The organism is Shewanella sp. GXUN23E (genome assembly GCF_050865035.1).
GTDB lineage: Bacteria > Pseudomonadota > Gammaproteobacteria > Enterobacterales > Shewanellaceae > Shewanella.
In genome coordinates, this window is record NZ_JBOZWP010000005.1 from 195,974 (window position 1) to 211,221 (window position 15,248).

General features: G+C 51.6%; 11 protein-coding genes. 6 read left to right on the forward strand and 5 right to left on the reverse strand.

What is annotated here, in order from left to right:
• The first annotated feature begins 44 nt into the window (after nucleotides 1–44).
• The 4 genes from thiL to ACRRUX_RS07220 all read left to right on the forward strand — a co-directional run bounded on the left by thiL (nucleotide 45) and on the right by ACRRUX_RS07220 (nucleotide 3,649).
• Nucleotides 45–1,001 carry a thiamine-phosphate kinase gene (gene thiL, locus ACRRUX_RS07205; protein ID WP_432528675.1) on the forward strand — a complete coding sequence of 319 codons (957 nt, stop codon included), beginning with the start codon at nucleotides 45–47 and terminating at the stop codon, nucleotides 999–1,001.
• The gene (locus ACRRUX_RS07210; RefSeq protein WP_432528677.1) at nucleotides 1,002–1,496 is read left to right on the forward strand and encodes a phosphatidylglycerophosphatase A family protein; all 495 of its coding nucleotides are present in this window, start codon (nucleotides 1,002–1,004) and stop codon (nucleotides 1,494–1,496) included.
• Between the two features lie 109 nt (nucleotides 1,497–1,605).
• Nucleotides 1,606–3,375 carry a SulP family inorganic anion transporter gene (locus tag ACRRUX_RS07215; RefSeq protein WP_432528679.1) on the forward strand — a complete coding sequence of 590 codons (1,770 nt, stop codon included), beginning with the start codon at nucleotides 1,606–1,608 and terminating at the stop codon, nucleotides 3,373–3,375.
• A gap of 97 nt (nucleotides 3,376–3,472) precedes the next feature.
• A complete protein-coding gene (locus ACRRUX_RS07220) occupies nucleotides 3,473–3,649 on the forward strand; it encodes a hypothetical protein (RefSeq protein ID WP_432528681.1) in 177 nt (58 codons plus the stop codon).
• A 536-nt stretch (nucleotides 3,650–4,185) separates the two neighbouring features.
• Here ACRRUX_RS07220 and ACRRUX_RS07225 read toward each other — a convergent pair.
• Nucleotides 4,186–5,109: a M14 family metallopeptidase gene (locus ACRRUX_RS07225; protein ID WP_432528683.1), complete on the reverse strand. Its 924-nt coding sequence runs from the start codon at nucleotides 5,107–5,109 to the stop codon at nucleotides 4,186–4,188.
• A gap of 424 nt (nucleotides 5,110–5,533) precedes the next feature.
• On the opposite strand from ACRRUX_RS07225, the gene gltS reads away from it, so the two are divergent.
• Nucleotides 5,534–6,757: a sodium/glutamate symporter gene (gltS, locus tag ACRRUX_RS07230; protein WP_432528685.1), complete on the forward strand. Its 1,224-nt coding sequence runs from the start codon at nucleotides 5,534–5,536 to the stop codon at nucleotides 6,755–6,757.
• Nucleotides 6,758–6,804: 47 nt separating this feature from the next.
• Here the strand turns inward: gltS and guaD are convergent, their stop codons facing one another.
• Nucleotides 6,805–8,178, reverse strand: a complete 1,374-nt coding sequence (gene guaD, locus ACRRUX_RS07235) for a guanine deaminase (RefSeq protein ID WP_432528687.1) — start codon at nucleotides 8,176–8,178, stop codon at nucleotides 6,805–6,807.
• Between the two features lie 287 nt (nucleotides 8,179–8,465).
• Nucleotides 8,466–10,127 (reverse strand): DNA repair protein RecN, encoded by a 1,662-nt coding sequence (gene recN, locus ACRRUX_RS07240; protein ID WP_432528689.1) that lies wholly within the window; start codon nucleotides 10,125–10,127, stop codon nucleotides 8,466–8,468.
• 166 nt (nucleotides 10,128–10,293) lie between these two features.
• Here recN and ACRRUX_RS07245 point away from each other — a divergent pair, with 166 nt between their 5' ends.
• Nucleotides 10,294–11,193: a LysR family transcriptional regulator gene (locus tag ACRRUX_RS07245; RefSeq protein ID WP_432528691.1), complete on the forward strand. Its 900-nt coding sequence runs from the start codon at nucleotides 10,294–10,296 to the stop codon at nucleotides 11,191–11,193.
• A 589-nt stretch (nucleotides 11,194–11,782) separates the two neighbouring features.
• Here ACRRUX_RS07245 and ACRRUX_RS07250 read toward each other — a convergent pair.
• Both ACRRUX_RS07250 and barA read right to left on the reverse strand, forming a co-directional pair.
• Nucleotides 11,783–12,379, reverse strand: coding sequence for a YjaG family protein (locus tag ACRRUX_RS07250; RefSeq protein WP_432528693.1), 597 nt, complete (start codon nucleotides 12,377–12,379; stop codon nucleotides 11,783–11,785).
• Complete coding sequence (gene barA, locus ACRRUX_RS07255) at nucleotides 12,336–15,173, reverse strand: two-component sensor histidine kinase BarA (protein WP_432528695.1); 2,838 nt, start codon at nucleotides 15,171–15,173, stop codon at nucleotides 12,336–12,338. The genes ACRRUX_RS07250 and barA overlap by 44 nt, the downstream gene beginning before the upstream one ends.
• Nucleotides 15,174–15,248: the final 75 nt, after the last annotated feature.

A 15,248-nucleotide genomic window follows, 5' to 3' on the forward strand; every position in this document is an offset into this window, starting at 1 on the left:
TCCTCTGGATACCGTTTTTCTATGGATTGCTCCGGTAATTTACAGTGAAAGAATTTCAACTTATCGAAAATTTCTTCAGTGGCCGTGGGCCCCTGCGCCGTGACGTGCTGCTGGGGATTGGCGATGACTGCGCGGTGGTACAACCCGCGGCCAATAAATCTCTCGCTATTTCTGTTGATACCCTGGTTGAAGGGGTTCACTTCTTCCCCAATATGCCTGCTGACGCGCTCGGTTATAAGGCGTTGGCGGTTAACCTGTCTGATCTGGCGTCCATGGGCGCTGAGCCCTCCTGGTTTACCCTGGCGCTGACCTTGCCTCAGGCTGATGAATTGTGGTTGCGGCGTTTCTCTGAAGGTCTGCTGGAGGCTGCTGACTATTATGGTATTGCCCTGATAGGTGGCGATACCACCCGTGGTCCCAAGTCCATCACCATTACCGTCAATGGCCAATTGCCAGAGGGCAAAGCCCTGACCCGCAGAGGCGCCAAGGCCGGTGACTGGATTTATGTGACCGGGACTCTGGGGGATTCAGCGTTGGGATTGCAGCTGTTGCAGGGTAAGCAACAGGCAAGACCTGAGCACCGGGAGTTTCTCATCGGCCGTCATTACCGCCCAACCCCCAGAGTGCTGGCGGGGCAATGTCTGCGGGGGCTGGCCTCCAGTGCCATTGATTTGTCTGATGGACTGATGTCTGACATCGCACATGTGCTGAAGGCATCAGGTGTGGGCGCGGTGATCAAGGTGGAAAACCTGCCATTGTCTCAGGCAATGCGTGATACAGTTTCTGCAGAGTTGGCGTTGAGTCTAGCACTGACCGGTGGTGAGGATTATGAGCTCTTGTTTACCGTGCCCGAGGCACAAAAGGGCGCACTGGAAACGTCACTGAGCCAAAGCGGCGTGAAGTTTGTCCGTATCGGTCAGGTTTGTGCCGGCAGTCAATTGAAGTTGCTCAGGGATGGCGAGCCTTTTACCCCGGAATTTCTCGGGTTCGAGCATTTTTAGATGAAATTGTTTGCAAAAGATGACGCACTGGATCGCCTGTCGCTGGCCAATCCGGTGCACTTCCTGGCGCTCGGTTTTGGCAGTGGGTTAGCTGCCAAAGCGCCGGGCACCTTTGGTACTCTCGCTGCCATTCCTTTGTATCTGGTGCTGGCTCCCCTTGGGCTGAGCTGGTATCTGGCTGCGACGGCGCTGGTGATTCTGGCGGGGATCTATATCTGTGGCAAAGCGTCCAAAGATATGGGGGTGCACGACCACGGCGCGATTGTCTGGGATGAAGTGGCAGGTCTGCTGATCACCATGATTGCCGCGCCCTCCGGCTGGCCCTGGATTGTCGCGGGTTTTGTACTGTTCCGTATTTTTGACATTATTAAACCCTGGCCAATCCGTATTCTGGATGCCAAGGTCCATGGCGGTTTGGGGATTATGGCGGATGATGTGCTGGCCGGCGTATTCTCGTTTGCCTGCCTGCAGCTGCTGAGCCACGTTTTTGCCTGAATCAACAAGCTGTTATCTCTAAAATTTTTTCTGTTATCCAGTACGCAAGCCGCGCAGGAATTGCCATAATCCCTGCAACAGTATGTTTGTTGCAGGCGTTGGGTACAGGATGACAGCGAAGCGGTTTGTGACTCACTTTATGGCATGGTTTCCCGGCGTGACCAACCTTGCCAATTACCAGCGTGACTGGTTCAGGGCCGATTTTACAGCGGCCCTGTCAGTGGTTGCTGTGGCCTTGCCGGTTGCTATCGCTTATGCCCAGCTGACCGGCGTGAGCCCTTTGATGGGGCTCTACTCCTGTATTCTTCCCATGCTTATCTATGCCCTCATGGGCACTTCCCGCCAGTTGATTGTTGGCCCGGATGCTGCCACCTGCGCGGTGATCGCCGCGGTGGTTGCGCCGCTGGCCGCCGGTGATGCTGACAAGTATTGGCAGCTGGTGATCACCATGACCATGATGACAGGCGTCTGGTGTCTGATCGCCAGCCGTTTCCGGCTGGGAGTATTCGCTGATTTTCTGTCCAGGCCGATTCTGCTGGGACTGCTCAATGGCGTTGCCATTACCATTATGGTTGGGCAACTGGCCAAGATTTTTGATTTCAAATACGAACACAGATACTTGCTTGAGCGGGTGTTCTCGCTGGCCGATTATTACAGCCAGATCCATTGGCTGACACTGGGGATTAGTCTGCTGACATTGCTGGTGTTTATCCTGTGCAAGCGATTGAAGCCGGGCTGGCCCGCATCGTTACTGGCGATAACCCTGGCAAGTCTGGTGGTCTGGGCCGGAGGGTTGGCAGAGCAAGGGGTTAAGATCCTTGGCCCCATCGATGTCAACGCACCTCAGATGCAATTGCCTACCTTCTCTGCTGCCAGTGCCCGCGAATTAGTCATCCCGGCACTCAACCTGGCGCTGGTGAGTTTTGTCAGCATGATGCTCACTGCCCGCAGTTTCGCCCAGAAAAACGGTTACGAGATTGACGCAGATGCGGAGTTTCGGGCACTGGGGATGGCCAATATCGGTGCTGCACTGTCCCATGGTTTTGCCATCAGCGGGGCCGACTCCCGCACTGCGGTCAATGATGCGGCGGGAGGTAAAAGCCAACTGGTGTCGATTATTGCAGCCTTGCTTATTCTGATCATCGCCCTTGGCTTTACTCATTTTTTGCAATTTATCCCAATCAGCGCGTTGGCCGTGGTACTGATTCTGGCATCCTGGTCACTGATTGATATCAAGACCATCAGTGCCATGAGGTTCCGGGATAATGCTGCCTTTGGCTTATCTGTGCTGACGCTGTTTTCGGTGATTCTGTTGGGAGTGATCCCGGGGATCATGCTGGCGGTGATGTTGGGGTTGTTTCAATTTTTGATTGGGGTGATGCGCCCGACTGATCATACTCTGGGACTTGGAAAAAACGGCGTGTTGCGCAGTCTGGACAGTACCGGCAAAGCCAAGGTGATCCCTGGGGTGATGATTTTCCGCTTCAACTCACCGTTGACCTATTTCAATGCTGTTTATTTCCGTCGCAGGTTGTTGGCCCGGCTGAAAGAGCAGGAGGCTCATGTTGAGTGCGTGATTATCGATGCGGTCAGTTGTCTGCCGCATAAAGACATCAGTGTGCTGCAGATGCTTAATGATTTGCAGGTGCTGCTGAAAAGCAGAGGCTGTCGTATGGTGCTTGCCGGACGCAAACGGCAACTGGTGAAGTGGTTTGAAGAGGCAGGAATTGCCGCCAAAGACGGTGGTATGTTGTTTCGTGCTGACATCTATGTGGCTATTCGTATGAACGAGGCGTACAAACAGGCTCTGTCTGAAGGAGAGGCACCGCAGATCAAAAAGCGGGAGCACGACGCTGTTCTGGCCCACAGTATCATTTAACAACGCGTTGGAGTTAAACAAGTTTTTACTTGCCTCCGAAATTGTACGGCGATAACCTTATTGAGAATTATTATCAAATTAATAAAAGGGTGTCGCGATGAGTGTCAGACAAGCAGGTATGTGGAATGTGTTGATGTCGCTGGGATTTGCCATTGCCATTATTCTGATGTCATTAGCAGTCGAAGATCAGCATCTCGTCAGAACGGCCATGTTGGTTATGGTTGGGATCTGGTTTATTCCCTTTGTTTGGCTTGCCAGTCGCAGTCAACGATAGCGGTGCCAGTATTGCAGTTGTGTCATTGGAAATGTCATGGTTGAGCTCGCAGTGTTTGAGCACACAATATTCAGGCGCACCGTATTCCAGGACTTGATGCGGATTTACGCTGAAATAAACCGAATTTCCACAACCTGATGTATCTGCATTTGTTACCCCGGCGAGCCCAATTCGTGGAGTGCTGTCTGCAGAGCAGGAGTTTGAGATAAATCCAAACAGGGAAATCTCAGCCTAATCATGGAGGATTGATTCATCAACAGCATGAGCTTGGGATTGAGCGCGATGGCGTTGCTGGCGGGTTGCAACCGTACGCAGGTGGCTGAGTTTGGCTGTGATGCAGTGTATTCCTGAACTCAAGCCAGCAGTCGGGATACTTGGGCCAGAGGGACAACAACGACTATTTGCTCGTTGGCTTGATTAACGCACTGGCGAGCCGCAGCGCGAAAAGTCCGGGCGTCAGTGCTCAGGAGTGCCTGCAAGATGATTGACAACAAGGAGCCAACTGGCTCCTTTACTGTTTCGTATTTGCTTAAGGCTCAGGCCCTGAGCTTGGTCAGCACGTAGTCTAAACCACCGACAATTGCGGCGACCTGGGCATTGTTGCACTCATCGTCACTCACGCCCGGACTGTCGGGATAGACCTCTGTGGTCGTTGCGTACTGACAATCTGTTACACCGGCACACAGACCCAAAGATTTCACCGGATAGTTGATGACACCTTCCTGCTCCAGCGGCGCGCCTATGATGTTGCCCTGAGCGTCCGGTGGCGCGATATGGGTGACTTTGCGTACCGCCTCAATCATCGCTTTCTGGAACTCCGGCCGGGGATTGTCGCTGTCCCCGACCAGATAGAAGCCATCCGGAATTTCGCCCGGAATATAGGGTTTGCCATCACGGGCAGCCAGCGCAGGACGAAACTCCTGCTCATCTGAATCTGTGGTTTCATGCAGATCGATATGCAGCAGGAAATCTTTACCCTCATTTGCGACAAGCGCCATTAAGGCCGCTGACTCTTCAGCTGGACTGTTTGGTATAAAAGAGCGATTGGGATCGACTGCCAACGGATTCCAGCGGTTGATCACTTCATAGCCCCAGGGACTGACACAGGGGGCAATCAACACATTGAAGTACTGTTCATACTTGCTGGCCTGGGTTTGGGCAAATTTGATGGCGCCCTGAACTCCACTGGTCTCATAACCGTGCACGCCGCCGGTGATCAGCACCTTGGGCTTGTTGGCATCCCATTGTTTGCTTTTCAATGCAAACAAGGGAAAGCGTGTTGGGTTGATACTCAGAGCACCGTATTGCAGCAGCTCAAAGTTATCTGCCAGTGCCTTTACTTTACTCAGAACTTCCTGTTCATAGCTGCGCTGAACCTGACGTTGGCTCAGCCACAATGCTTTTTCCGCTTCTCCCCAGGGGGTGCCTTCAACTCCAATTGGATAAAATGCTGTACTCATGATGTTTTCTGTATTGTAAGTGCAGGTGTAAAAGCATACTGAACCAATATGCTGAACACCAGCGAATGGCGGCCGTCAGAAAAATCGGAATTATCAGTGCAGGTCTTTGCCGGATATGCGCCATTCGGCGATACAAGTGTGCGCTGGTGGTTTTCTGTATTAACCATCTTGGTGTTCGCTTGATGATTTGTGTTTTTGCAATTAATCAAAATTAACAGGAAATTGCTCGTATTTTGAATTAGATCAGGAAGTTGGCTCTTTGATTGTCTTTTATGAGCAAATCGTGATTCTATAGTGAATTCACCAATGACAATATAAATACCGATAGGCTGCTCAATATATGACGGCAGCCAGACTCGCCGGTGCAGGGATGAGGCCTGACAGGTATCAGGGAGGAATTATTACGCATAACAATTGAGGTACTATGAGTCATATCATTTCCGTAGGCCCCCTGGAGTCCTTCCTTATCGCCATCAGCGTGCTTTTCCTGGGCCACAGTATTAATGCCAAACTGCCAATTCTGAAACGCTTTAATATCCCTGAGCCCATTGTGGGCGGGCTGGTGGTTGCTGCCATTATCACCGCGCTGCACTTCAATCAGGTTGAGTTGAAGTTTGATTTGCCGTTGCAAAACACCTTTATGTTGATGTTTTTTGCCACGGTTGGTTTGTCTGCCAATTACACCCAGTTGCTGAAAGGCGGAGCCAAGGTCTTTATCTTTCTGGCGGTGGCGTCGCTGTTTATCGTGTTGCAAAACGCAGTGGGAGTGTCACTGGCATCCTTACTGGGTCTGGATCCCTTAATGGGACTGATCGCAGGCTCCATCACCTTAACCGGAGGTCATGGTACCGGTGCTGCCTGGGCAAAAACTCTTGAGCAGGTCTACGGCCTGAACAATACCCTGGAAATTGCCATGGCCTCGGCCACCTTCGGTTTGATTATGGGGGGCATTATTGGCAGTCCTGTTGCCCAGCGTTTGATTAACAAACATAAACTGGAGTCTTCGTACGGTTGTGGTGACAAAGTCCAGCCTCACCCCGAAGTCGTGACCTATAACGAAAATGAAGAGGATAAGGTGACGGCAAAGAAGGTGATTGAGATGCTGTTTATCATGATCCTCTGCGTTACCGGTGCCAAGTTTCTGGAGCAGTGGGTCAGTGGCTTTGAAATCTCCTGGCTGATGATCCCGGACTTTGTGTACGCGCTGTTTATTGGTGTGGTGGTGACCAACGCACTGGAAGTCACCAAAACCCGCCACATTGATACCGAAACCATAGATATTCTCGGGACAGTGTCGCTGTCGCTGTTTTTGGCGATGGCGCTGATGAGCCTGAAACTATGGAATGTGTTTGATCTGGCTATTCCATTCCTGATTATTCTGGCGGCGCAATCGATAATGATTGGCCTGTTTACCTATTGGGTGACATTCAGATTTATGGGCGCGAATTATGATGCTGCAGTGATTGCCAGCGGACACTGTGGTTTTGGTCTCGGTGCCACTCCAACGGCGGTGATGAATATGGGGTCTGTGGTTAATCGCTATGGCCCATCGCCTCAGGCATTCATGGTGGTACCTATTGTTGGTGCTTTCTTTATTGATATTGTCAACCTGGTCATCTTACAGGCATATCTGTCGGTACTGGGTTGATAACCAAGTAAAAAAGGAGCCAGTTGGCTCCTTTTTAATGTCTTGCTTCAGCAGTCCTTATTGACGACCTGTTTACCCTGAATCCACACTTTGCGTACGTTGCTGCGGCGGTTCAGTGTGATGATTTTTTCCAGTTTATCTCTGGGTGTATCCAACTGGTCAATGATGAAAATATCTGAGTCAGGTGCACAGGTATCTATGATCAAGGCATCGAAAGCATAACCCGGTGTAAACAGTCCCACTTTGGTATCTATTGCCAGGCCTCCCCCAACGGTGGCCATCCAGTAGGCCTCCAGGAAACTGATTCTGCTGCCGGATTCGCCTCGTTGTGAAGCTGCCAGCTGGGTATTGGTACCATCTTCCCTGACCCTGGAATGATTAACAGCATCCAGACAGGTATGAAATACCGATGGCACGGGCGCACCTGAGATGTCAGTTCCGAGCCCTGCATGCAGATCCTGATCGAGGATCTCCCGGGTTTTCATGGCGGCATTGGCGAAGTACATGTTTGACAGGGGGCAGTGGGCGATGCTGGCTCCGGCTTGTTTTATTGCCCGGCAATCCTCATCGCTGAGGAAAATAGAATGCGCCAGAATGGTTCTGCGGGTCAGCAGGCCCATCTCCTGATAGATAGCTACATCACTCTTGCCGTAATGCTCAAGACTGTAGTCTCTCGCCCAATCACTTTCTGAGCAGTGCGTCTGCACGTGGCAGGAATATTTAGCTGTCAGTTGACCGAGGCCTTCCAGCATTTCTCTGGTGCAGCTGGGTACAAAACGCGGTGTGACAACCGGTGATACCAACCGCTGCTCATTCCCCGGCAGTGCCAGCACATCCTGAATGAACTGCTCTGTATCAGCCAGTCCCTGAGCTGTCTTTTCCACATAGTAGTCCGGACATTGGCTGGCATCATCCATGTTGATTTTACCTACAAAACCACGTTGGCCCAGGGCCAGGCAGGTTTTGGCCAGTGTCAGCGATGCCTGATTGTGAATGGTGGCAAAGTAGACTGCACTGGTGGTGCCATTGGCTAGCAAAGTACTCACCGCAGCCTGGTACATGGGCGTGGCAAAGTTGTTGTCAGCAAATTTGGCTTCCAGTGGGAAGGTATAATCCTGCAGCCAGTCGTACAGCGGCAGATCCAGACCTTTGCCAGCCTGAGGCCACTGTGGGGCGTGAACGTGCAGGTCCACCATTCCGGGCATCAGGTATTGGGAGTCTGTCAGTCGGGTAAGTTTTCCAGCCTGATCAAGTTGCTGGATATTGGTTTCAAATTGTCCGTCACCGGCTGTGGTCACCGACAGGATATTGCCCTGACTGTCGATGCAAACCAGTGCCTTGGGCAGATATTGGAAATCGCCTTTGACCGGCGTGTGGAAAAGTTGTCCCAATACGGCAAATTGAACTTGGTTTAGGGTCATAGTGGTACTTTGAGTTGAGGGTATCTTTATGGCGCGAAGCATACAGCAACTGGGTATATCAGTTATTCAGAATGTGAAATGCCTGAGGAGTGGATCACACTTGGCATGGTAAATATTTCAGGTACAGGTGGACGTCTGAGCTGCAGTAAACAGGATATGGGGTTGACTCAAATTCTGCGCGCTTTATTTCGCAGATGTGTATAGCAGGCTGTAAACTGGACCATAGCAATACCGCATGCCCCTAGACCACAAGCTCGCATAGCAGGCTTGTGGCGTAAGGGATAGGCTTAATGTTTCAGCAACTCTTTGGCATTGGCCAGGGTATTGCTGGTAATGGTGTCACCGCCGAGCAGACGCGCCAGTTCATTAATACGCTGTTCGGTGTTCAGTGGCGTCATTGACGTTTCGGTTTGACCGCCTTTGTTGGCCTTGTTGACGAACATGTGCTGATGACCGTTGCCGGCGACCTGTGGCAGGTGAGTCACACAGAATACCTGAGTGGAGTCTCCCAGTTGCCTGAGCATACGACCGACTACAGCGGCGGTTGGGCCTGAGATACCCACATCCACTTCGTCAAATATCAGCGTGGGGGTCGATACTTTGCGGGCGGTGATCACCTGAATGCCCAGGCCAATACGCGACAATTCACCACCTGAGGCGACTTTGGCCAGCGGCTGCAGTGGCTGGCCCGGGTTGGTGGTGACCATAAACTCTACGCTGTCAGAGCCTTGGGGCGACAAGCTGAGTTCATTGAAACTGACATCAATGACAAATTTACCTTTGGGCATGTTGAGCTCCTGGATTGACTGAGTGACCAGTTTATCCAGCTCTTTGGCATACCGGCTGCGGCTTTGGCTCAGCTTCTGGGCCTGTGTCAGATAAGCCTGACGACTGGCCTCCAATTCCTGCTCCATGCCTTCCAGCTTGGTATTGTCGCCGTCGATACCCTCCAGCTCGGCGCGCAATGTCAGGTGGTGCGCTGCCAGTTGTTCTGGAGCAACCATGTGTTTGCGAGCCAGTTGCAGGGTTTGTGACAGGCGCTGCTCAAGTTGGGCAAAATGCTCAGGATCCAGCTCCAGATTGTTTTGATATCGCTGCAATTCTGCCGCGCTTTCCTGCACTGAGATCAGTGCTTCATTGAGCATATTACCTATGCTTTCAAGCTGTGGGTCGTAGTCTTTCAGCTCTTCAGCCAATATCACCGCTTTATTGAGCAGTGACTCGATATTGGCTTCTTCGCCGTCGCTGAGCAGATACAGACCATGCTGACAGGTTTCAATCAGTGCGCTGCCATTGGCCAGTCGTTTGTGCTCCGCTTCAATCTCTTCATATTCACCGGGCTGCAGGGCAAACTCATCCAGTTCTTCCACCTGATATTGCAGCAGTTGTTTGCGGGCCAGACGTTCAAGGGATGATTGCTGCAACCGCTTCAGTTCAGCCTGGGTTTGCTTGTATCTCTGATAAGCCAGGGTGACATTGTCCAGCAGCATTTTATGGTTGGCGTAGCTGTCGAGTAATGTGAGTTGATGTTCACTTTTGAGCATGGCATGGTGCGCATGCTGACCATGAATGCCAACCAACAGGGGACCAAGTGCCTTTAACTGTTGCAGCGGTACTGGGTTACCATTGATATAAGCGCGGGAGCGACCATCGCTGCTGATGGTACGGCGCAGGATGCATTCATTCTCAACATCCAGATCATTATCTTCAAGCCAGCGTTTGGCGAGGGGAATATCATCGACACTGAAGCGGGCACTGACTTCGGCTTTAGCCGCACCGGGACGCACGGCAGTCGCATCGGCACGATTACCCAGACATAACCCAAGCGCGTCGATGGCGATAGATTTACCGGCACCGGTTTCCCCGGTAATACTGGTCATGCCGGGGCGGAAATCCAGCTCAAGAAAGCGGACAATGGCATAATTGTTGATGCTGAGTTGGCAAAGCATAGTGATTCCCCGTGGAATACGCTGATTGACTAAAAACAATGCAAACACTGTATTGATGAACAGTATATACTGATTTTATATACAGTAAATATGGGAATGTAAAAAACTCTGACTCTTTGAGTAAAACGCCTGATTTTAATTCAGTTTTAGCCTGTAAGGAGGCCGTTTGAGTGCGTCAAAGGTGAATGAGCTGGAACTCATCTATCTGTTTGTCCATGTGGTGAACGCCGGCAGTATGTCGGCGGCCGCCCGCACCCTGGAGATCCCCGTGGCCACTGTCAGCCGTAAACTGGCACGGCTGGAGGAGTTGCAGGACCGACTGTTGCTGATGCGAAATACCCGTAAACTGAGGCTCACTGAAGAGGGGCTTACCCTGTTTCAACGCTATTGCGGGCTTATCAGCCAATTTGATGAACTCAGCTGTGAGCGTAACGAGCGGCCAGAGGGCACGCTGAGACTTGCGGCACCCATTGCTATTGTATCCATGGTATTGATGCCGGCATTCAATGCCTTTTGCCGTCGATATCCGGATATCCGGCTGCACATCAGCCAGTCCAATCAGGCGGTGGATTTGATTGATGAAGGGGTGGATGTGGCAATAGTCGGTGGGCGCCAGCCGGATTCATCCTGGGTCTCCCGCACACTTGGTGTACTGGATTATAAGCTGATGGCATCACCCGGTTATTTACAGAATTCCGGGACCCCGACTCATCCCAATGAGCTTGATCAACATCGTCTTATCAAGGTGTGGCCTCTGTATCACTGGCATTTAACCCGGCCTTCAGGTGAGAGCTTTTTTCATGACGGCGCCGCGCATCTCACACTGTCTGATCTGCATGGCGCAATACTTTCGGCGGTTGATGATGGTGGAATTCTGTATGGCCCAGAGCTGTTTGCGAGGGAGCAGATTGCCAACGGGGAGCTGGAGGTGCTGCTGCCGGACTGGATTGGCGAGCAAAGACGCATTTCTCTACTGTATCACCAGCGGATCCATCAGCCACTGAAGGTGAGTCTGTTTCTTGAGTTTATGGAGCAGCAGGCGCCCGGGTTATTTGGGAGCGGCTGACGCTTCTTTGCCGCCGACTCTACTTAGACGGGGTTTTTCGGCGAGCCCCTGAGCAGAATGAATATGTTGGATATCGACTTTAATTTACACCAACTTCATTAATAGTTTGAGCAATTCAGAGCGTGTCAGGGATGCTGATTCAAGGCGCATTGATTGACTAAGGGGGCTCTCTTTTAGAGTAATGCAACATAGAAGCAGGATACCTGACACCCTCACGCAGTGCGGGTTTCAATGCACTTGATACTGTGCCCAGCCCTCTTGATACAGCACCACCATAACTTCGCCGGCCCGCAAGCCACAAGGATGGTGAGAATGGCGTAAGCCATACGCTCTCGAACGAGAGACAGGATGTCGAACTGGCTTTGGTACAAGGAGGTATCAAAGTGTGAATGTCATTAACGCACGACTGCATGGATGCAGGAGGTAGAGCAACGCAGGAGCCGTTGCCATGGAGCGGTTAATGACCTTGTCTCAAGCGCGTTGAACTTCCGCTGAAACAGATCAACGATTAAATAAAATTGGTATTACTGGATATACAAATAAAAAACAGGGCAATGATTAGCCCTGTTCTTGTTCATCATCAGCAAAATTATTCGGCGCAGATGCCAATATTGGATACGCCCGACGCGATGATGTCTTTGCGCAGCTCTTTTACCAACTCTGCATTAATGGGGTTTTGCTCGATAATGTCCAGCAATGATGCCTGCAATTCGCGCTCTTCCTGCATGATTTCCTGCTCGAAGATGTAATCATCCAGCGCATCGCCCTGCAGATCGACATCCATGGTCGCCTCAATGTAGTTGGCCACGGTGGCAGAAGATAATTTGCTGATGTTCACCATATCATCTTCCTGCTTGCCCTGAATGGCGCTCAGCAAAGAGGTCAGTGCCACCGCGGCATCCATTGCCGGGAAGGCGCCGTAAACCACAAAGTCTTCCGGATCCGGGGTGACGGCGTCGAGGCGCTCCAGATGGATCTCGTAATTGAACTTGAGTTTGCGGTCATAAAGGGATTGCCACAGCAAATCCAGCACGGTTGACAGTACCTGACTGTCACCAAACTCGCAGACTTCGGCAAAAAGCTGGTAGTTCGGATACATACGTTGACATAGTGCGGTGGCAAAAAGTTGCTTCTGTAAAGGATCAAGCGCCTTTAGGCGTTTGAAGAAGCCGGGTTTTCTGGTCATGGGGTTTATCCGCAGTTAGCTGGGAAATCACTTGTTTGGCTGCAGATTCTACCTTAGTTAACTCGTCAAGTAACTCCAGAATTTCCGGCTCCAGTTCACTGATTTCTGTGTTGTGCTTCAGTGCCGACTCTATCTCCTGGCACAGTTTGCGGGTGTTGGGGACACCACAGTAACAGCTGGCACCATGCAGCTTGTGAACCGTGGTCAACATGCCGGTATGGTCATTCTGCTCCAGTGCCAGCTCTATCTGACTGGCGGTCTGAGGCAGGGTATCCAGTAACATGCCCAGCATTTCCAGCGCCAGTTCCTGTTTGTGGTGGGACTGCGCCAGACACTGCTCCCAATTGAGGGTTTGCAGATCAAAATGCGCAAATTCAGGACGTGTTATCCAGCGGCTGATAACCTCTCTGAGCGCTGCTTCATCGATGGGTTTGGGCAGATAGGCATCCATACCACTGCTCATGATGCGCTCCCGCTCTTCAGCAATGGCATGGGCAGTAACGGCGATAATCGGGGTGCGACGATTCAACGAGTCCATCCGAATTTTACGGGTGGCGGTGATACCATCGGTGCCGGGCATCTGGATATCCATGAAAATCAGATCAAATTTACGGTTGTGAGCCTCTGCGATAGCTTTGTCGCCACTGTTGACGGTAACTACGTCGGTGGCCAGTTCATTGAGCAGCGTATCCATCAGTTTAAGGTTGGCCAGATTGTCATCCACTGCCAGAACCGTCAGCTGATGCTTTTGCGTTACCGGTTGGGGGAGACTGTCCATTGAGATATAGGACTCGCCTATTTGGGTAAACAGCAGCGCACGGGCAAGCACATTGTCACCCACTGGTGGCGTCAGCTGTTTGTCGACCAACTGGGTACAGGATTCTGGCAAGGTTTGCTTCTGATGACAGTCATCCAGCAATATCAGTTTGTCGACCCTCTCTCTGAGTGTTTGCAGGGTCTGTTGCAGGCTGTCCATATCGGCAAAACCGCGACAGCTGATGATGGCAACATCAGGTTCGATACCATCGTCAATGACATGTTTCAGGCTTTGGAAATCAGTGATGGGCAACAGTTGCATCTGCCATTTATTCAGTCTGGCTGACAGGGTTTTCATGCTCAGTACCCTTGGCTGAAACAGCAGCACCTGTTGGCCTTTGAGTTGCTCAACCGGCAGGCTGTCGGCAAAGGGGAACTGGGCATTGAGCAGCGGCAGAGTAAACCAGAAAGTGGAGCCTTTACGCTGGGTTGAAGAGAACCCAATCTGGCCGCCCATTTGATTGATCAACCGCTTGGTGATCACCAGCCCAAGTCCGGTACCTCCAAATCTTCTCGAAATGGAAGAGTCTGCCTGACCAAAGGCCTGGAACAGTAGTTCCTGATGCTCTTCGCTGATACCGATACCGGTGTCGATAACCTCACACCTGAGGGTGAATTTATCGCCGCTCTCACCAACTAGTTTAATGTTCAGCAATACACTGCCATCATCCGTAAATTTGATGGCATTGCCTACCAGATTGGTAATGATCTGACCAACCCGCATGGCGTCACCACTGACGCCTTCGGGGACATCGGCATCGATATTGACGACCAGTTCCAGTCCTTTTTCGCGGGCGCTGCCCGCCAGCAGGGCCAGGGTGTCATCCACCAGATCCCGCAGCGCAAAAGGCATGTTTTCCAGTACCATTTTGCCGGCTTCCAGCTTGGAAAAGTCGAGAATATCATTGATGATGCCCAGTAAATTGGCGGCGCTGCGCTCTATGGTGCGGATATATTCCAGCTGGCTTGGGTGCAGTGGCGTTTTCAGCAGCTGCCTTGCAAAACCAATGACCCCGTTGAGGGGCGTTCGCAGCTCGTGGGACATGTTGGCCAGAAACTCTGATTTAATCCGACTGGCCTCCAGTGCCCGTTTTTTGGCCAGATCCAACTCAACGTTCTGGATCTCAATCTGCTCCAGCGTTTCCCGTAAATCCGAGGTAGCCTGATCAATATTCTGCTGCATTTCATCATGGTATTCCGACAAGGACGATGCCATGGCGTTGATGCCGCGTTTGAGCAGATCCAGTTCACCGATAAGGTTGCCTTCAAGTCGGGTATCCAGCTTGCCTTCCCGGATTTTGGCCACCACTTTCACCATTTCGGTGATGGGATGAGTTACGTTTTTCAGCAGACGAAAAGTAAACAGCAGATTCAGCTGGACCCCGACCAGCACGATAATAAACGCCGCCACCGCCGCTCTGTGGTATTCCAGCAGGGTTTTTTCTTTGTTGAGCAGCAGTGCGATATAGCCCAGATACTGGGCATTGCCGGTATTGGCCGCGCTTTGTCCGCCTGGGCCGATAACCCGCAGCTCACCTGGCTTATAACCTTCAAAAATCGGTGTGCGCATCACCACGGTGTCGCCCAGGGTTTCATGTTGAGTCGCGATAAGTTCCGAGATATCACCCGGGTAGCGCATCACCTCAAAATCCTTGTGATAGTGGGAAGTGATGAATAGCTGATTATTTTTGTCGAAAATCGCAATGGATTTGACCAGCGGTGAGCGGCTGAGCTGGGCGCTGGCAAGCAGTCGTTTACTGGCTTCCCGGTCGTTGTTTTCCAACCCTATCTCACTGGCGATGGCGAGTGGTTCAATGATGTTGCTGCCCTGCTCAATGAGGGTTTCTTCGAGCTGATAAAATCTGTCTATGGTAAAATAGCTGCCCAGCAGGATCCCCATCAGAATAGTCGGTGCCAAAGCCAGCACCATTACCCAGGAGCGCAGGCTGTATTTGGTCATGTCTTGGGCATTATTCATCGGCGCGGGAAAATCCTATAACGGACAAATCATTCTAATGGTACAAGACTGCCAGAAAATTCGCAGGCTTTGCCA